Below are 18,162 nucleotides of genomic sequence, written 5' to 3'. Positions count from 1 at the left end.
GAGTGCGGCGTTGCGAGCCCGCACGGCCTCGGGGCGGTGGCCCGGCCGCGAGGCCGGTCCCCGAACCCCGCCGGGAGCCGGTCAGTTCGCCGTGTTCGCCTGCCAGCCGCGAGGAAGTTTCGGCAGGCCGATCAAGGCGTCGACCCCCAGGTGCTCCAGGAGGAGGGACTTCAGCTCACGGCCGTCGAGCAGGTGGAGGCGCTCGCCCTTGCCGGCCGCAGTGTCATAGCTCGCCTTGCCGAACCACGAGGTGGTCACCAGGACACCGCGAGAGGCGTTGGTGAGCTCCACGGCGCCGAGCAGGGCACGCACGGTCTCCACCGGGACGGCGTTCTTGGTGCGCTTTGCCTGGACAGCGACCACCGTCACCCCGCCGCCGTCGCGCTTGACCGCGGCCGCGTCCAACCCGTCGTCACGCGAGTTCTGGGTCCGCCAGGTCTCGTACCCCATGGCCTCGAACAGCTCACGCACGAGCCGCTCGAACGCGTACGGGTCCATCGTCAGCAAGTCCGTCCGGCTGTCCAGACCGGCCACCGCGCCCACGTCCTTGGCGAGCTTGAAACGCTGCGGGTCGAACTCGACGATCGGCGGGACCGGCTCCAGGTCGTGCGGGTGCTGGGAGACCACCGCCCCCAAGGCACGCAGGCACAACTGCGGATCCAACGTCGGCTCGTCCAGCACCAATTCGGCGAAGTCCTCACGCCGCGCCACCACGCTCACCACGCACGGCCGGACCGCTCGCCCGGTGGACCGATCGGTCGTCGCCACGAAACCGTTCAGCAGCACCTCGTCCACCAGGTCCGGCGGGGTCACGGTGAACACCTCGTCGAGCGCCCGCAGGGCCAGCCGGGCGACGAGAGTGCGGTAGGACTGGTGCAGCTCGGCCTCCTTCACCAGTTGGCGGACGACCTCCAGACGCTGGGCCACGAACCGGTAGGCCGCGACGTCCGGAACCACGGCAAGGGAGGGCAGACCGATGTTGATACACAGCTGGCCGGCCTCGGGGTAGTAGCCGACCGCGGCGGACTCACGGCACCCCTCAGGAACCGGCGAGCGACGCAGCAGGTCCTCCACCACTTCTGCCACACCCATCGCGCCGTCGTGCGCCAGCGCCTGCTCCACCACCGGATGCCAATCCTCTAGCCCCACCGGACGATTGCGAAGCACCCCCGCCAACTCCGCCCGCACCGCCACCACCTGCTCAGTGCGCTGTTCGGTCTCGTCCTTCAGTTGCTGCTTGTGCGCCTCGCGGTCGAGCCGGTGCTGCTCCCGCTCGGCGCGCTCCCGGGCGCGCTCATCGGCCTTCGCCTCCCTGGCGCGGGCGGCCTGCCGCTTGGCCAGGTCGGCTTCCACCTTCCTCGCCTGTCTGGCACGGGCATCGTCCTCGCGGCTGAGGATCTTCTCGCCCGCGGCCAGCAGCCGTGCGCGCTCCGCCTCGGGGTCGGGCCTGCGGGGCTTGCGCGGACGCGCCGCCGGCGGCGATGCCGACTTGGCGGGCTGGGTCGTGCCCGCCTGCGCTGCCTTCGCCTGCTGCTTCGCGAGGTAGGCCTCCGCCAGCAACTCCGCCACCGTCCTGCGCCGCGCCACCGAATCCCCTTCCCACGTCTGCGCCACCGGCCGGAGCCGACCCCGAGGGACCGGATCCCTGCGCCAGCACTACCCACGGGTGACGGCACCGAATCGCCGCCGCCGAGCACAGGAAACCGCGCCCGAGCACCAGGCAGATGGCAGCCGCGGCCACACCGCGACGGTTCCGGGCCCGGCTGTCAGTACCCCCGATTAGGCTCACAAGCCGAGACCGATAGGGGAGTTACGTGCTCGACAACTCACTGACCGCCGACATCCCGCTCGGCCCCTTCGAGGGCACGCCCGTCACCGTCTACTCGGCCAAGGGCAAGAACGCCAAGCTCCACGCCACGACGACGTGTACCCAGCTGCGCAGCCGTGACATCGCGACGACCCAGGTGCCGCTGAATGCGGACACGATCGGCCGGATGTGCTCGCGCTGCGTGCAGGTGGGCGCGTGGGCGCGGCCGGAGACCGGGCTCGGCATCTTCCTGCGGGCGCTCGGCGGTGTCGGGCTGCTGTACCAGCTGCAGAGCTACACGGGACCGGACCCCGACGACTGCTGGGAGCCGGACGAGGTCCAGGCAGCCGCCGACCTGCTGCGCACCGAGCCCGTCGAGCCGGCCGCCGCCTCAGAGGACGACGAGGAGCCGGACGAGGAGGACTGGGAGGCGCGCGACGAGGCGAAGCGTCTGCGGGACAGCGTGCTGTCCACCTGGCGTGCAGCTGCCACGAGCCTCCACCTGGCCCAGGCCGCAGTCACCCTGTTCCCCTGGCTGGCGCAGTGGGCAGAGCCGAAGCTCGCCGTGAAGCAGCAGTACCTGGAGGCCCTGCGGGCCCAGGCTGTGCTGTTCGTCGACCCCGAAGGGCTCATGGCAGCCGCCGCTGCGGCAGCCATGGAGGAACCCGAACTCCCCAGCGATGAAGCGGCGTTCAGCGCGATCGGCACCGACAAGGAAGTCGACACACAGCTGAAGGCGCTCTGGCACGAGTGGCAGGACAAGGCCGGACGCGGTTGGGAGGGGCCCAGCGCGCGTACCTACCTCGGCTACGGCCCCACCCGTGGCATCCGCCCCAACAGGAAGGGCTACGCCGCAACCCGCGCCGCGGTCGACGAACTCGTCGCCTCCTGGGAGGACCAGGCTCGGCACGTGGCCGCCTCCGCAGAGCCCGCCACGCTGGGGTGGGTGACCGTGCGGCTGCCCGAAGTCAAGGAGGACACAGCGCCGCCCTGGCGCGAGCACGGCTTCCTCCGCGACCTCGACGACTGGACGACCGGCGTCCTGATCAGCTACCTCGCCGACGCCGACTGGGCGGGCCGAACCCTCACCCTGCGCGTGCCCCGGCTCATCGCCGACCGGCTCCTGTCCTGCTCCCACCGCCTCGACTGCCAAGCCCACCAGGACAGGCCGACCCCCACCACGCCCGCACCCTCGGCGAACCCGATCCGGCCCGGGATCTTCGACGACACCCCGGTCCGCGAGCGCCAGCCGCTCACCGCGGATCATCTGCGGCTGCTGCGTTCGATGCGCGCCACCGCCGCGGACGAGCTGTACATCGTCTTGTCGACGGACGGTGGTACCGAGGTCCTGCCCCTGCCGGTGATTGAGAAGCGCCTGGCCGGCGGATGGCAGTGCTTCCTCCTCGCCGGCGCAGCGGACCTCCCCGCCGACGTGATCGAACCATGGGCCCGCGAGGTCGGCCCCAGGCCCGAAGACCGTGAAAGCCTCTGGCCGCAGTACCCGCGCAGTGCGCACGACCCGCTCTTCGGCGAGGACCTCGGCCTGGCGCAGGGAGCCACACGGGCAGCCTGGCTCGCGTACGAGCACCAGGACGCGGAACGCAACCTGCGTCTGCTCGCCATGGCCCGCGGCGTGCGGGACCTGCGGACACTGGACGGCGGGTACGACGACCACGGCCGATCCCGCACCCTGCCCCACCCGGTGTGGCTGGGGCTGCTGGCCCACGCCGAGAACCTGGACCTCGAGCCGTTCGAAGCCCCGGACGCCGACCGCTGGCGCAGCGGCGGCGGCATCCCGCTCGGCGTCCTCGCCGACGTACAGGTCTACACGACCAACGCCGACCCCCGGATCCAGGGCAAGGGCCACTCGCCGTTCTGCCCACACTCCAGGGAACGCGGCGTCGTCGCCGGCGACGATCTGCTGACCGTCACCGACCTGCTCGACAACGACGAATACGACTGGTGCAGCAAGTGCCAGGGCTATGCCATCCGCCGCCTGACTGACACCCAGTTGTCCTACTACCGCGCCGCCCACCGGCTCCACGACATCGCCCAGGAACTCGACCCCGGCCGAGGCGGCCACGACCGCCTCGACATCGAGACGATCACCCGGCAGCTCCGTGAACTCGCCGACTGGCGCCCCGCTGGCGAGGACCACTGGTACACGAGCGGAGCGCGGCGCTGGCGGCGCATCGTCCACGAGCTGCAGGCGAAGGCCGAAGCAGCTGGCCGCGACACCCCGTGACAGCCAACCGCGCAGCACCCCGTACCCGACCGCATTGAACAGGCCGCCCATGACCAGCACACCGCGCGAGACCCTGTCGCCGCACGCCACCGGTCCTCGGTTGCTCGCCCGGCTCACCGCACCGCTCCGCCGGGCCGGCTGGACGGAGGGCGAACTCTGGGACGACACGGACGAGGACGACGAGTCCGGCGCCGGTCCGCTCTACCGGGAGTTCTCCCGCTCGAACTTCCACATCAGCGTCATCTGGAATCCCGCTGACGCCCGGCTCACCATCGACGACCCGACCGAGCACTGGGACTGGGACGACGGCCTGCCCCCGCTGTGCCCACTCGACCAACCACTCACCATCGACCTGAGCACCCACCCCACCCAGGCCGCCAAGGCCGAGGCCGCACGCCGCGCATTCGCCGAAGCCGGACTTCTCGACGCCACCCGCGTCCACGTTCCCGAGCAAGCCCGGGATCTGTGCCACGATCTGGTCGTGCAGTTGTGGGCGGCTACCGTCCACGACGCGATCGGCCGGCACCGGTGCGACGGCGGCGGGCGTGAGGCCGTCGCCGCGCTGGGCGAGGAGTTCTCATGGCGCCTGGGTGACGGGCTGCGTACCTACCCGCTGATCGTTCCGGACCCGGTTCCGTCGGCGGCGGCCCGCGGCATCGCGGAATGGTGCTGGCGTCGGGAGAGCGACGTCGAGGAGTGGCACTTCAAGATCGACGACATCGCCATGGCCCGCGCCAACATCGCCGCCACCCGCGCCGTCATGCCCCACGTCTACCCCGAGGGTGTCGACTGGCCGGCCGTACGACTCGCCCTCACCGCGCCCACCCGACGACTCGCCGACGGACAGGCCCTCGCCGGCACTTTCGAAGAGGGCTGGACACCCGTCCTCGCCTCCGTCCACCGCGAGATCGACCTCTGGCAGCAAGCCGACGAGACGCTCGGCCCCGAAGCCGTCCTGCGCATGCTCACCCTCCACGGCTCCCGCACCGAGTCCGTCGGCGAATGGTGGGGATCCGGCTGGTACGAGACCGCCGCCCGCCGCGCCGTCGCCCGCGCGGCGACCAACGGCAGCGTCCCCGCCGCAGTGTCCGCGGTCTTCCCCGACACCGAGCATCTGGCCGACACCGCGGCTACCCACCCCGACCTCCTCGACGACGACATCTTCGCCTGGATCACCGAAGCCGTCTTCAAGGAGGGATCCCTCCTGCGCGAAGCCCGGCTGCCGGTCCCGCCGGCGATGACCCTCCCCGACTGGGCAGCTCACGACCTCCTCGACATGCTCCGCCCGGACTCCGACGAGCACGAGGCCCCAGCTGCCGACGCCACGCTCGGGCGTCTCTGACCGGAGGCACGGCCAAAGACGCCCCACCCCGACCAAGCCGCACTACGGAAGCCCTCCCACGCGCGGCTACGCCGCCCGCCGCAGGACCTCACCAGGCCCGGGGACCGGACTCCGCCCGGCGGCGGCCCGGTCGAGAGCCTGGGCCAACGCGAGCACAGCCTGGTCGGCGGAGTCCTTGAGGAGGTGACCGTAGAGGTTGATCGTGGTGGCGATGGTGGAGTGCCGCAAGGTCTTGGAGATGACGGCGACGGGGATGTTCTCCGCGATCATGATACTGGCCGCGGTGTGGCGAAGATCATGCAGGCCGATCCTGGGCAGGTCGAGTTCGGCGGTGCGCTTCCGGAGCTAGTCGAGGACCCACTGGGGCCGCAACGGCGTCCCGCCCGGGCGGCCGAAAACCAGGCCCGCGAGCCGACCGTCCGGGTGGGCGGCCATCTGGATCGCGGCCTGGCGGTGGGGGGGGCATGACCCTGGGGGAGAGGCTGATCCAGGCCCGGCTGGCCTCGGTCTTCGGCTCCCGGAGGTGAATCCTCCCGTTGTCGATCGCGGCCAGGGTCCAGCGGACGAACAGCTTGCGGTCCATGAGGTGGACGTCCGACCAGTGCAGGGCGAGAACCTCACCGCTCCATGCCGGTGCCGAGCATGACCTCGAACAGATCGGTCAGCTGGTCCGCGTACTGCTCCACACCGTGCTGCAGGAAGGTCGCGGCCTGCTCGGGGGTCCAGCAGGTTCGCTCGGCTGCGCGGGGCTTGGGCGGCACCGAGTGCTTGGCCGGGTTGTAGCGCAGGCGCCAGGAGCGCACGGCGGCGTTGAGTGCGTTGCGAAGGGTGGACACGGCCCGGTAGACGGTGACGCGCCCGCGCTTGGCCTCCAGCTGGGCGGTGACCCAGTCGTCGATGTGTTCCGGGCGCAGGTCGAGGAGCCAGAGGTGGCCGAAGGCGGGGATGAGGTCGCGCTCGACGCACGCGGCGTAGCCGGCGTACGTGTTTGGCGCGAGGTGCGGCTTTCTCGTGGCGAGCCATTCGCGCAGGTAGCTCGCGACGGTGGTGCGGCGGTTCTCGTAGACCCCGCGCAACTCACCGTCCAGCACCGCGGCCATCTCGCGGGCCGCCTCGGCCCGGCTGGTGAACCCGCCCCGTCGACGGGTCCTTCGCCTCCCGTCTTCCGGAGCGAGGTCGACGCAGTACGTCCACGACCCGTGACCCGCCTCCCCCAGCAGCCGCACGCACCACGGACCCAGCTGCTTGCGGTGCTCGTCCGTACACCCGCACCGCCGGTAGACCCGACCCCGCCGCGCACGCTGTCCCATGAGCTTCCCCTTCTCCCGATCGGGTGATCTGGGACCAAGAGTCGCTGCCCGGTCGGGCGTGGCGGCAGAGCGTGAGAGGCGGTGCGCGAAGTAGTCACAACCACACGGCGACGACACGCTCAAGACGACACACCGCCCGGAAGATCACTATGCGCAACCGGTGGGTAAGCGACCATGATCCGCCCGCAGGACCGGGCCCCGCGGGCCGGCTGACGGCGTCGACGCAGGGGCAGTCGGGCAGGTACGACGCCGCTTGCTGAAGGGTCGACAGGTCTCGATCACAAGCAGTAGCTGTGGCGGGGCGCTCGGCCTGGGGACCACTTTGGGACCACACCCGATGAGCGCCTATGGGCGCCCATGGTCCGAAGCGGACACTTCTGCACGAAGTAAACACTGAGCAACTGTCAGCTCTCTGTGTCGCCGCTTCCGTCGGAAGTCCCAACTCACTTGTACCCCAGTGTAGTTGAGCAACAAATAAGCCGAGGCCTTGAGGCCTCTTCTGCCGACAATAGTTGAACCCCTTGATTGGGGGTCAAGGGGTCGCAGGTTCAAATCCTGTCGTCCCGGCTGTGAAGTCGGCTGTTAGAGACGGTACTTGGGAAGCCAGGTGCCGTCTCTTTCTGTTGTTGGGTCAGCTGGTGGTCGCACGGTGGTCACCGGGCCACATCGGCCATGGCGCCGGTGGTTCTTCTGTTCGTGTCTGCTGATATGCGGGCAGGTGCCGGTGGGGCGTGGATGCTGGCGCCAGGGGCGCTGGGCGCGGCAGATGGTGCGTCCGAGGACGGCGCGGTCCGCATTGTCGAGGGTCCAGGCGACGGCGTCGACGGCCGCGCGGGCGGCGAGGAGTGTCAGGTCGGCGGGCGTAGATGTTGGCGCTGGTCGACAGGGTGCGGTGGCGCAGGGCCTTGTCGCAGAGCAGGTGGAAGTGGTCGAGGGCGTTCTTTGGGTGGAGGGGGCGGCCGTGGCGGTGGAAGACGTAGCCGGCGCGGTCGTCGAGGGCTGAGGCGACGCGGTCGGAGAGTGCGACCCACATCCTGCTGCTCTTGGTTTTCGGGGTGGTGAGCAGGAGCTGGTTGTTGTCGACGGCGGAGGGCGTCGCGCGGACGAAGAAGACGCGGTCGGGGAGGTGGACGTCGTCCCAGTGCAGGGCGAGTGCTTCGCCTTTGCGGATGCCGGAGCCGATCATGAGTTCGGCGAGGTCGGCGTAGAGGGGGTCGGTGATGTGGGTGAAGCGCAGGAATCGGGCGGTCTGCTCCTCGGTCCACAGGCGCCTGGGGGCGGAGGTGGGGCGCGGGAGGGTCGGGGGTTTGGCGGGGTTGCGGGCCAGTCGGCCGTCGTAGACGGCGGTGCTGAGGGCGCTGGAGAGGGTGGACATGATCCGGTGGACGGTGCCTTGCCGCGGCCCGTGCGCAGTTCGGCGGTGACGTAGGCGGTCAGGTGCTGGCGGGTGAGGTCGATCAGGGGGATGGTGCCGAGGGCGGGGATCAGGTCCTGTTCGACGTAGGGGCGCGCACCTGGGCCTCGTGGGCGGCGCTGTCGAGGACGACGAGGGCCTCCCGTTCCCGCATCAGGCGCCGATAGAGCACGCGGCGCTCGTCCGTCTCGGCCGGCAGGTCGCGTTCGCGGACGCCCAACGCCCGCAGCAGACGCGCCAGGGCCTCGTGCGGCATGACGGGTTCGGCATCCAGACCGCGCAGGTCGACGAAGAGGCAGCCGTCCGCGAACCGGCCGACCAGCTGCGCCGCGGCGTGCACCACCAGGGCGGTCTTGCCCGGACCGGGCGCGCCGGAGACGATCGAGACCGGTCGACCCGCCGGGGCGGTGATGCTCCGTCCGAGCCAGGCCGTCTCGGTCTCGCGGCCGGTGAAGTCGGGTACCGCGGGCGGCAGCTCGCAGGGGCCAGGTGCCGCGGCGGCCTGCTGGCGCCGTCGGCCCGCGCGGGCCGCGCCCACCAACTCCTCAGTGGCGGCCCGGGTGAGTGCCAGGGCGACGGCGAGGGGCTGGACGGTGCGGGCCTGGGGGCCGCAGCTGTGGCCGCGCTCCATGTCGCCGATGGCGCGGGCGCTGACGCCTGACTCCTCCGCCGGCTCCTCCAGGGTCAACCCGGCGTCGTGGCGGTGCGCGCGCAGCAGCGGCCCCAGGGCCGGCGGCTCCGGCTGGCTTATCCGACCCTCCGATAGGTGAGTGAGCATCATACTGGCGGGCGGCTCTGACCTGGGAAGACCTGCTCTTCCGGGCGGTGGCCGCCGTTCCGGGGGCCGGTGCCAGCCGTCTGGTCCCGGCACCCCGGCGGCCGGGGAGGTGGCCCGGTAGCGATGCCCGTGTCCTTCGGGATCCTCGAACTCGATGCTGTGGGGCGGGCCCAAGGCTGTCGGCGCCGCGACCAGGAGGGCGACGCGGTCCTGGCTGGCGCCCCGCCGAACCCTCGGACAGTCGGTGCGCTCAATCCGGCGGCCGACTCCGAGGCGATGCTCGAGCGCGCCCGTTCGATCGGCTACGCGGTGGCGGACGACCGAACGAGGCTGGGCCGCCGGCAGAGCTAGTCGGAGCGGGTGGTCAGCTGTCGCTGCGGTAGTAGTCCATCGAGACCTTCACGGGACCGTTGTCGGTCACGGTCATCACCCGCACGATCGCGAGGTCGTGAGTGCTGCTTGAGCGTACGCAGAAGGCTCGTCCGGCCGGCAGATCGGCGAAGCCGAGGGCCATGGCCGGTCGCAGGTCGATGGCCGCCGAGCACTCGGTCGCGGTGGGCCGGCCGTTGGGGGCGATGGAGGCGTCGCTTCCCGGCGGGATCAGGAACTCGTTGGTGCTGTGCCCTATGGACCACCGGGTGGACTCTGCGGGCACCAGCTTGCCGGTCTTGATGTCGAAGTCGTAGGAGTCGTCGGGTGCGGTCAGGATCGTGCCGGTGTATGCCGCGGTGTACGTGGCCGGGCTCGCCGGGTTGGTCGGCGTCGGGCCTTCGTCCGCCGGTGCCGATGTGGCCGGGCCGGTGTCGCTGGCCGTCGGGCTGTCGTCGGCGGATCCCGTGGCTGCGAGGACCCGGTCGAGCTTGTCGGACAGGAGCACGCCGCCGACCGTGCCGCCGACGGCCACCACCAGCGCCGTCAGCAGCACCGTCTTCCGGGTCGCGCCCTTGCGGCGGGGCTTGTCCACCGTGGGTACCGCCGGATCGGCGACGGCCGGAGGTGAGGGGGGTAGCAGGGCGGTCGGCGCCTCGTTCCCCGGTTGCGGGGCGCTGTAGGAGCCGGGCGGGTCCAGGAGGGCAAGGAGGTCGGGAAAGGCGGTCGTGGGAACGAGGTCGGGGGAGGCCTTGGTGGGCGGGTGCTGCGGCAGGTCGGAGCGGCGGGTGATGTCGGTGCTGACCTGAGTGGGCAGCCAGTCGTCGGCGAAGCGCAGCCCGCCGCCCACGGCGGGGTGGTTGCGGGCGGCCTCGATGATCTCGGCGGGGGTGGGCCGGTCCTCGGGCTGCTTGGCCAGGCAGCGCAGCAGCAGCGCGTGCAGGTCGCCCGGGACGCGGCCGAGGTCCGGCTGCTCGTTCACCACCCGGTACAGCACGGTGGTCTCCGGTCCCTCGCCGAACGGCTGGGTGCCGCCGGCGGTGTACGCCGCCAGCGAGCCCAGCGCGAAGACGTCCGTCGCGGGCGTGGCCGGCCGACCCAGGGCCTGCTCGGGCGCCATGAAGGCGGGGGAACCGATCCGGAAGCCGGTGCCGGTCAGCGCGACGGCGTCGGCCGCGCGGGCGATTCCGAAGTCGATCACGCGCGGCCCGTCGGCCGCGATCAGCACGTTGGCGGGCTTGAGATCCCGGTGCACCACCCCGGCGCCGTGGATCGCCTGCAGTGCCTCCGCGATCCCGCCCATGAGCAGCAGGACCGTGCGCGCCGGCAGCGCGCCGTGTTCCCGGACCACCTGCTGCAGCGACGGGCCCGGAACGTACGCGGTGGCCAGCCAGGGCACGTCGGCGTCCGCTCCGGAGTCGATCACCTGGGCGGTGTACAGCCCGTGGATCCGCCGGGCGTTGGCGACCTCCTGTGCGAAGCGCCACCGGAACTCCGTGTCCTGCGCGAACTCCGGCCGGACCGTCTTGAGGGCCACCGGCCGGCCACCGGGTGTGTAGGACAGGTAGACCCGCCCCATTCCGCCTGCTCCGAGCCGGGCGTGCAGCCGGTAGCCGCCCACTTCGCCCGGGTCGTCGGGCTGTAGCGACTGGAAGGGTGTTGACGCGGGCAGGGAGGCCGGGGACATGTCGACGGGCATGTGGAAGGTCTCCAGTGGTGCGAGTGGTGAGCGGGGGCGAGGGCGGCGCGACGGGAGTGCCGGCCGTTCAGCAGACCGTCCCTCCCGGGACCGGCTTGAGTTCGATGAGGTAGGCGTCCACGGCGTCGTTGACGCAGGCGTTGCTGCGGCCGTAGGCGGTGTGGCCGGGTCCCTTGAAGGTGAGCAGCATGCCGCCGGGCAGTTGGGCGGCGAGGCCCTGCGACCACTGGTAGGGCGTGGCCGGGTCGCCGGTGGTGCCGACGACCAGGGCCGGGGGCAGGCCCTCGGCGTTCACGCGGTGCGGCTGCTGCTTCCCGGCGGGCCAGTCCTTGCAGGTGAGTTCGGCGAGCACGGTGGAGGTGCCGAAGTCTCCGGCCTGCTGGTCGGCGCGCTCCAGCAGGTCCCAGTAGGGCTGCGGGTCCATCGGGTGCGGCTGGTCGAGGCAGTTGACGGCGGTGATGGCGACGGAGGAGTTGTCGGGGGCCTGCTCGGCGGAGCTGCCCGGGTCGGACCCGGAGCCGGTGCTGTCGCTCTGGCCGGATATGCCGGGGCCGGCGATCTCGGCGAGTTTCGTCCCGTCGCCGCCCCGCGCGGCGCGCAGCGCCTCGGACAGGTCCTGCCACTGGGACTCGGGTGAGTACATCGACTTGGTGAGGGCGGTGAGCAGCATGTTCTGGTCGAGCCGCTCGGTGGTGCCCTTGATGGGCAGCGGGTGCTTGGCCGTCCGCCGGTGCAGGTCGGTGATCACCTTGTGGATGCCCTCCGGGGTGGTGGCGGGGCAGGCGTCGTGGACCACGGTGGCGCACTGCCGGGCGTAGTCGTCCACCGACTTCCGGAAGGCCTTGCTCTGCTGGAGGGCGGCCTCGGACCAGTCGAGTGAGGGGTCGACCGCGCCGTCGAGGACGAGTGCGCGGACCCGGTGCGGGAACAGTTCGCCGTAGACGGTGCCGAGGTAGGTGCCGTAGGACCAGCCGAGGTAGCTGAGCTTCTCGTCGCCGAGGGCCGCGCGCAGCACGTCCAGGTCGCGGGCCGCGTCCAGCGTCCCGACGTGCGGCAGGATGGCTCCGCTGCGGGCCTTGCAGGCGGCGACCTGCTTCTCGGCGTCCGCGAGCGCGGCGCTGCGTTCGGCACCGGTCTTCGGATAGACGCTCGTCGAGGTGGCGTCGGATGCGGGTTGGTCCTGGTCGGCGGAGTCGGAGGAGCCGCAGTCGACGGCCGGCTTGCTGCCGGCCACGCCCCGCGGGTCGAAGCTGACGATGTCGAAACGGGCGCGGGCCCGTTCGCCGAAGGAGGAGAGGCCGCCGGACTTCAGCTGCTCGACGCCGGATTCGCCCGGTCCGCCGGGGTTGAAGACCAGGGAGCCGATGCGCTGGGCGGGGTCCGCTGTGACGGACTTGGCCAGCGGCAGGGTGAAGGTCTGGCCGGTGTCCGGGTGCGCGTAGTCCATCGGGACGGTCAGCGTGGCGCACTGCAGCTCGCCGCACGTGGTCCAGGTCGGCTTCTGCCGGTAGAAGGTCTGCAGGGCGCTCTGCTGCACGGCATCGGCCGGCCCCGTGTCGGCGCCCTCCGCAGCCGTGTCCCCGTACGCCGGGAGGCATCCGGCAAGTGCCGTCACGCCGAGTGCGGCCAGGGCCGGGATCAGGCCGGCTCGCTTGCTCGTCGGGTGCTTCATGGGAGTACTCCAGAGGGACTTGGCAGGGTTGTGACGCACCGCGCCCGCGATGACCGGCGGCGTCGGCACCACCTCGGCGGCCCGGGGCGGCTGGGCCGAGGGCTCCATCCGCTGGGCCGGTGGCAGCCCCCGGGCGCGTGGGGGATCGCGCCCGGGGGTGTCTCACGGCGCCGCGGCCGGTCCGCCGACTCCCGGCGAACGGCCGCGCTGTTCGGCTCCTGCCGGGTCGCTCCGCTGTGACCTCACAGATGATGGCCGAGCGAAGCTGAGGATTTGATGAGGGCGGCCCGGGGCCACACCTCGGGCTATCCTGGCCGCCGTGCGAGTACTGGTGGTCGAAGACGACGATGACCTGCGGTTTGCCGTGGCCGCCGCACTGCGCAGCGAGGGGCTGGCCGTCGACGAGGTGGCCGATCTGCCGGCCGCCGACGAGGCGCTGTTCGTCACCGGATACGACTGTGCGGTGTTCGACCGAATGCTGCCCTCCGGGGACGCCGTCGAGTACGTGCGCGAGCTGCGCCGCGCCGGGCGGACCGTCCCGGTACTGTTCCTCACCGCCCGGGACACGGTCGCCGACCGCGTCGAGGGGTTCGCCAGCGGCGGCGACGACTACCTGGTCAAGCCGTTCGCGGTGCCCGAGCTGGCGGCCCGGGTGCACAGCCTGTGCCGACGGGCGGCCACCGTCCGGCCCCCGGTGCAGCACATCGCCGACCTGGAGATCGACACCGCCCGCCGCCAGGTGCACCGGGACGGCGTGCTGCTGCTCCTGACCCGCAAGGAGTTCGCTGTACTGGAGCTGCTCGCGACCCGGGCCGACCAGGCCGTACCCCGCGCCGACCTGATCGAGAAATGCTGGGACGAGATGACCGAGCCGAACTCCAACGTCGTCGAGGTGCTGGTCTCCCAGCTGCGCCGCAAGCTCGGCGACCCGCCGCTGATCCACACGGTCCGCGGCGTGGGTTACCGGCTGGCACCGCCCGGCACCGGCGCGGGCGACCGGTGCTGACGGCCGCGGCCCGGATCCGGCGACTGCGCCGGCGACTCACCGCGCTGTTCGCCCTCACCAGCGCGATCGGACTGATCGGCCTGGCGGCGTTCGCCATCCGCACCGACGACAAATCCTGGAGCGACCGGCTCGACGACGCGCTCACCCTACAGACCGGCCAGGCGATCCTGCTCCTGAACTTCGACGAGGACGACGACCGGCTCGACACGCAGTACCTGCAGGACGGGATGGAGACCGACTGCCCGCCGGTGACCGTGGTGGCCGGTCCGGCCGACCGGCCCACCGTCTCCTACGCCCCGCGCAAGCCCTGCGTCCGGGCCCACACCGAAGACCTGGAAGCGGTGGCCGCCGAAGCGATGCGGGAGGGATCGGCGGTCGTGGCCGACGCACGCGGCGACAACGGCCACCAGATCCGGCTGCTCGCCGCGCCCTACGCGGGAGCCGACGGCCAGTCGACGGCCGGCGCCGTGGTCGCGGTCGACGACACCACCGCCGACCGGGCCGCGCACCGCAAACTGGCCCTGCTCCTGGTGGCCGGCTGCGCGGTCCTGGTAACCCTGTCCGCTGTGGCCGGACACCTGCTCTCCGGACGGGCGATCCGGCCGGCGCTGACGGCTCTGCAGCAACAGGAGGAGTTCCTCGCCGACGCGGCCCACGACCTGCGCACACCCACCGCCTCCCTGCGCGGCCTCGCGGAGACCGCGCTGCGCGACGACGAGCACCGCACCGCCGCTCTCGAACGGACCGTGCGCCTGGCGTCCCGGATGGGCGACCTGATCGACGGCCTGCTCACCCGGGCCCGGCTGATGGCCGGTGTCGCCACCTTGGCCAGCCAGCCGCTACGCCTGGACCAGCTCGTCGAGGTAGTCGTCGATGACATCGAAGCCGGCGAGCACCGCGTGAGCGTCCACACCGAACCGGTCGTCGTGCTCGCCGATCCCGAGCTGCTCCGGCGCGCGGTGGCCAATCTGCTCGGCAACGCGCTCCTCCACGGCCATGCCCCGGGCCTGCCCGCAGAGGTCGACGTCACCGTGGCCGCCGACGCAACGGTGACCATCGACGACGCCGGCCCCGGCATCCCCCCGGCTCTGGCCGGCTCCCTCTTCCAGCGTTTCCAGAGCGGCGCCGGCTCCACCGGCCTCGGGCTGTCCATCGCGTCCTGGGTCGCCCAGGCCCACGGCGGCTCCCTCGACGTCGGCACCAGCCCGCGCGGCGGTGCCCGCTTCACCCTCCGCCTGCCACGCCGGACGAAGTAGGCCAACCCTCCTGGGACCGGCCGGGCGCGGCCACTGCGCGACCACGCATGCCCTGACCTGCTTCGTTCCCTTGTTCGGTGCAAGGGATTTCGCTGGTGGTCGGAGATCAGAAGCCTTCGTGGCAAGGGCGGTGCCGCTGTCGCCCTCGGCGGCAAGCCCCACGGCGCCGGCGGTGACGGCGGGCCGACCCGTGTCGAATGTGGCATGTCCTGGTCAATTCTGTGCCGGGGGCGCTTCCCCGCCCGCCTCGCCGGGTGGTGACAGGTGGCTGCCCGACGACGAGGAGGATCCGATGGGCAAGGCTGATCTGTACGCCCTGGACGTGTCGCAGGCCGCTTGGGAGAAGAGTTCCTGCAGCGTGGCGGCGCAGGACGACTGTGTCGAGGCCGCCCAGCTCCCCGGCGGTGGGGTTACGCTCCGCGACTCCAAGAACGCAGAGCAGGAGCCGCTACGGTTCACGGCCGGCGAGTGGTCGGCCTTCCGCCGCGGTATCGAGGCGGGCGAACCGTAGGGCTGATGCCCCGTGAAGGGCGCCGGCTACACGCGGCCGACGCCCTTCACGGGGCCTGCGCGGGCGTCACTCCCAGACCGTCCCCAGCTGGTCCACGCTCAGAGCCCGGTCGCCGACGAGGCACCCGAGACGGGCCCGCTGAGAGGTCCCGCAGCGGGCGGCGGCGAGTGCCAGGCCGACGGTGTAATTGCCCTCGTTCGGATCCGTCCCCGCCGTGGCGCCCCCGTCCCCCTCGGCCAGGACGCCCTCCAGGTCGTCGAGCAGCTGGAACGCCTTGCCCAGCGGACTCGCGTACGCCGCGCACGCCTCGAGTTCCTCCGGGCCGGTGACAGGCCCACTCGACTGGACCGCAGCCACACGCCATCGGCGCGCCGGGGCCGCCGGCGTCGGCAGCAGGGCCTGGCGCGGCCGCAGGTCACGCACCGAACGACGGGAGCATTGCTGTGTGGCGCTCGCCGCCGCCTTGACGACGGTGTCGACGTCATCCGGGTGGCCCGGAAATCCGCCGATCCGGGCGGTTGGTGGCCCAGCCTTCGAGCCGGGCCCGGTCGGCTCCTGGCCGGGACTCCCGGGCCGGAGATCCGGCCGGGTACCCGAGAAACGCCTCCCTGCTGCGGCCGGACGGTCTGCTCGTCGACGCGGTGAGGAGGTCCACGATGAGGCGCCCGAGCATGCGTGCGGATACAGGCCGGGCGACGCGGGGCGTCCGGCTTTCGCGCGGCGGGCAGAACGGGGGCGCCACCGAGCGGTGGTGCCCCCGTTCTGCCTGTGGTTGTGATCCAAGGGCGCGCGGCGGTGTCTCCGCGCCAGGCGTGGTGCGGCGCGCTCGGACGAGACGCGTGAGTCCTGGGTCAGAGTTTGAACATGGCGGCGTAGGGCTGGGTGATGCGTTCCCGCCGCGATCCGAAGTCGACGAGTACCGCGATTTCGCTGTCGCCTTCCACGCCGATGGCCCGGCCGAGGCCGTACTGGTCGTGAGTGACGCGGTCGCCGACGGCGAAGTGCTTGCGCGGTGCTTCGATCCGGGCCTTGAAGGGGCTGGTGGGCAGGACGCGGCGGACTGCTGCAGATTTCGTCATTCCCTGCAGTATGCGCCGGAAATCGCGAGAGCAGGTCCTTCCGGCGCATTCAATTTCGGAGCTCGACAGGAATGCCGCGTGCGCTGTCCAGCGGGCCCCTGGATGGCGCCGGCGGGCGTGGCGCCTCGCTGTTCGCGGCCAGGGCAGGCGCTCCGCGCCCGAGTCGGCCGCCCTCTCCATCCCTGGAGTCGGCGGCGCCGGCAGGGCGGGAGGCATGCTCAACGAGGCTGTTCTCCATGTGTGTTGATGGTCCCGGAGCCTCGCGATCGGCGGCCCGGGGGAAGGGGCCTCGCGGAACCGGGGGTGAAATATCCGCCCGTGGCGGGCTGGGGCCTGCTAGAGTCGTTTTAGTTGCAGTAGTGGTTCCCATGAACTTTGTGTGCGCCTGCTGATGTATCGCAGGCGCCTTTTTTGTTTCCCGGCTCTTCCCCGGGTGGGTGCTCATCGCGGCGACTCGAAACGCGCGCTGTGCGGGTTTCGGACAGCCCCTTGAAGGAGTTTTTTTATGGCTAATGGCACTGTGAAGTGGTTCAACGCGGAAAAGGGCTTCGGCTTCATCGAGCAGGAGGGTGGCGGTCCTGACGTGTTCGCCCACTACTCGAACATCAACGCCAACGGCTTCCGTGAGCTGCTCGAGGGCCAGAAGGTCGAGTTCGACGTCACGCAGGGCCAGAAGGGCCCGCAGGCGGAGAACATTCGTCCGCTGTAGTTTCTGCCACGGCACCCGCCTGGTAGCGAGGGGCCCGCACCGCGTACATGATGCCCGGTGCGGGCCCCTCGGCATTGCTCCACCACGCGTTACCCGGCCGTTCAGGCCCCCTGACTCCGCCACCGGCGGCCATCCCCACGCGAGACGCACAGCGTCGCGTCCGGATCGGCGCCCTGCCGTGACAACCCACGGTTCGAGGTTCTTCGCTCCCGCCCTCCGCGGTGAGCGTCGACCTGAGGTGACGTGCCGCACGGTTTCACCGTCCACGCCCCGCTCCCCATACTTTCGGCCCGTTCCCTGGCGATCTCCTGCCGGCGCCCCGCGCTGCGGAGTCGCCTCGCGACGTGCCGTCCCAGGAAGGTTTCGTATGAACCGCTCCAGTCGCTCCCCGTACCAGAACGCCAACTCCCGCTCCTCGGCCCCCGCCCGCTCCTACGGATCCCGCTCCGGCGGCAGCTCCTTCTACGGCGACCGGCCCACCGGTGGCCGGAGCTTCCGTCAGGGCTCTTCCGTTCAGGGCGAGTTCGCGATGCCGGTGAGCACCACCCCGGCGCTGCCGGCCGTCGAGGCGTTCGACGAGCTGGACATGCCGAAGGCGCTGCTGTCGGTGCTGACCCGGCAGGGCGTCACCTCGCCGTTCCCGATCCAGGCCGCCACGCTGCCGAACTCGCTGGCCGGCCGCGACGTCCTCGGACGTGGCCGTACCGGCTCCGGCAAGACCATCGCGTTCGGCCTCGCCGTGCTGGCCAGGACCGCCGGGCAGAAGGCCGAGCCGCGCCGGCCGCTGGCCCTGGTGCTGGTCCCCACCCGTGAGCTCGCCCAGCAGGTCACCGATGCCCTCACCCCGTTCGCCCACGCGGTTCGGCTGCGGATGGCGACGGTCGTGGGCGGCATGTCGATCGGCCGCCAGGCGCAGGCGCTGAACCGCGGAGCAGAGGTCGTGGTGGCCACCCCCGGCCGGCTCA

At 71.6% G+C, this 18,162-nt stretch carries 17 protein-coding genes; 8 read left to right on the top strand and 9 right to left on the bottom strand.

Translation table 11 applies throughout. The features are described from left to right. Positions 1-81: 81 nt before the first annotated feature. Positions 82-1,614, bottom strand: coding sequence for a restriction endonuclease (locus ACGFZP_RS35625; RefSeq protein ID WP_392940871.1), 1,533 nt, complete (start codon positions 1,612-1,614; stop codon positions 82-84). Positions 1,615-1,814: 200 nt separating this feature from the next. Here ACGFZP_RS35625 and ACGFZP_RS35620 point away from each other — a divergent pair, with 200 nt between their 5' ends. Next, entirely contained in the window at positions 1,815-4,052 is a 2,238-nt protein-coding gene (locus ACGFZP_RS35620) for a hypothetical protein (RefSeq protein ID WP_392940870.1), read from the top strand. 49 nt (positions 4,053-4,101) lie between these two features. Further along, positions 4,102-5,394: a hypothetical protein gene (locus ACGFZP_RS35615; RefSeq protein WP_392940868.1), complete on the top strand. Its 1,293-nt coding sequence runs from the start codon at positions 4,102-4,104 to the stop codon at positions 5,392-5,394. Between the two features lie 66 nt (positions 5,395-5,460). On the opposite strand, the gene ACGFZP_RS35610 is transcribed toward ACGFZP_RS35615, so the two are convergent. Then, positions 5,461-5,664, bottom strand: a complete 204-nt coding sequence (locus ACGFZP_RS35610) for a hypothetical protein (RefSeq protein ID WP_392940867.1) — start codon at positions 5,662-5,664, stop codon at positions 5,461-5,463. Between the two features lie 15 nt (positions 5,665-5,679). Between ACGFZP_RS35610 and ACGFZP_RS35605 the strand changes: the two genes are divergently transcribed. Continuing rightward, positions 5,680-5,862, top strand: a complete 183-nt coding sequence (locus ACGFZP_RS35605; protein WP_392940866.1) for a hypothetical protein — start codon at positions 5,680-5,682, stop codon at positions 5,860-5,862. A gap of 149 nt (positions 5,863-6,011) precedes the next feature. On the opposite strand, the gene xerC is transcribed toward ACGFZP_RS35605, so the two are convergent. The 5 genes from xerC to ACGFZP_RS35580 form a co-directional block, all read right to left on the bottom strand. Beyond that, on the bottom strand, positions 6,012-6,704 hold the full coding sequence (gene xerC / locus ACGFZP_RS35600) for a tyrosine recombinase XerC (RefSeq protein ID WP_392940864.1): 693 nt from the start codon (positions 6,702-6,704) through the stop codon (positions 6,012-6,014). A gap of 631 nt (positions 6,705-7,335) precedes the next feature. Further along, positions 7,336-8,079 (bottom strand): tyrosine-type recombinase/integrase, encoded by a 744-nt coding sequence (locus tag ACGFZP_RS35595; protein WP_392940863.1) that lies wholly within the window; start codon positions 8,077-8,079, stop codon positions 7,336-7,338. A 109-nt stretch (positions 8,080-8,188) separates the two neighbouring features. Beyond that, entirely contained in the window at positions 8,189-8,896 is a 708-nt protein-coding gene (locus ACGFZP_RS35590; protein ID WP_392940967.1) for a helix-turn-helix domain-containing protein, read from the bottom strand. Positions 8,897-9,260: 364 nt separating this feature from the next. After that, complete coding sequence (locus tag ACGFZP_RS35585; RefSeq protein WP_392940862.1) at positions 9,261-10,964, bottom strand: serine/threonine-protein kinase; 1,704 nt, start codon at positions 10,962-10,964, stop codon at positions 9,261-9,263. Between the two features lie 67 nt (positions 10,965-11,031). Next, entirely contained in the window at positions 11,032-12,636 is a 1,605-nt protein-coding gene (locus ACGFZP_RS35580) for an alpha/beta hydrolase (protein WP_392940860.1), read from the bottom strand. A 319-nt stretch (positions 12,637-12,955) separates the two neighbouring features. Between ACGFZP_RS35580 and ACGFZP_RS35575 the strand changes: the two genes are divergently transcribed. From ACGFZP_RS35575 to ACGFZP_RS35565, 3 genes are all read left to right on the top strand, one after another. Beyond that, the gene (locus ACGFZP_RS35575) at positions 12,956-13,642 is read left to right on the top strand and encodes a response regulator transcription factor (protein WP_392940858.1); all 687 of its coding nucleotides are present in this window, start codon (positions 12,956-12,958) and stop codon (positions 13,640-13,642) included. Next, the gene (locus tag ACGFZP_RS35570; RefSeq protein WP_392940856.1) at positions 13,636-14,898 is read left to right on the top strand and encodes a sensor histidine kinase; all 1,263 of its coding nucleotides are present in this window, start codon (positions 13,636-13,638) and stop codon (positions 14,896-14,898) included. The genes ACGFZP_RS35575 and ACGFZP_RS35570 overlap by 7 nt, the downstream gene beginning before the upstream one ends. 292 nt (positions 14,899-15,190) lie before the next feature. Beyond that, positions 15,191-15,409 (top strand): DUF397 domain-containing protein, encoded by a 219-nt coding sequence (locus ACGFZP_RS35565; RefSeq protein ID WP_392940854.1) that lies wholly within the window; start codon positions 15,191-15,193, stop codon positions 15,407-15,409. A 66-nt stretch (positions 15,410-15,475) separates the two neighbouring features. On the opposite strand, the gene ACGFZP_RS35560 is transcribed toward ACGFZP_RS35565, so the two are convergent. Next, positions 15,476-15,832 (bottom strand): polyprenyl synthetase family protein, encoded by a 357-nt coding sequence (locus ACGFZP_RS35560; RefSeq protein ID WP_392940852.1) that lies wholly within the window; start codon positions 15,830-15,832, stop codon positions 15,476-15,478. Positions 15,833-16,260: 428 nt separating this feature from the next. Next, positions 16,261-16,488 (bottom strand): hypothetical protein, encoded by a 228-nt coding sequence (locus ACGFZP_RS35555; RefSeq protein ID WP_392940851.1) that lies wholly within the window; start codon positions 16,486-16,488, stop codon positions 16,261-16,263. 505 nt (positions 16,489-16,993) lie between these two features. Here ACGFZP_RS35555 and ACGFZP_RS35550 point away from each other — a divergent pair. Together ACGFZP_RS35550 and ACGFZP_RS35545 are read left to right on the top strand one after the other, a co-directional pair. Then, entirely contained in the window at positions 16,994-17,197 is a 204-nt protein-coding gene (locus ACGFZP_RS35550; RefSeq protein WP_030918248.1) for a cold-shock protein, read from the top strand. Positions 17,198-17,564: 367 nt separating this feature from the next. Then, the coding region (locus ACGFZP_RS35545) for a DEAD/DEAH box helicase (RefSeq protein ID WP_392940848.1) at positions 17,565-18,162 on the top strand (598 nt) is incomplete at its 3' end.

This window comes from Kitasatospora sp. NPDC048239 (assembly GCF_043202015.1).
Classification (GTDB): domain Bacteria; phylum Actinomycetota; class Actinomycetes; order Streptomycetales; family Streptomycetaceae; genus Kitasatospora.
Note: the sequence above shows the minus strand (reverse complement) of the source record. Positions and strands in the feature narration are given on the sequence as shown.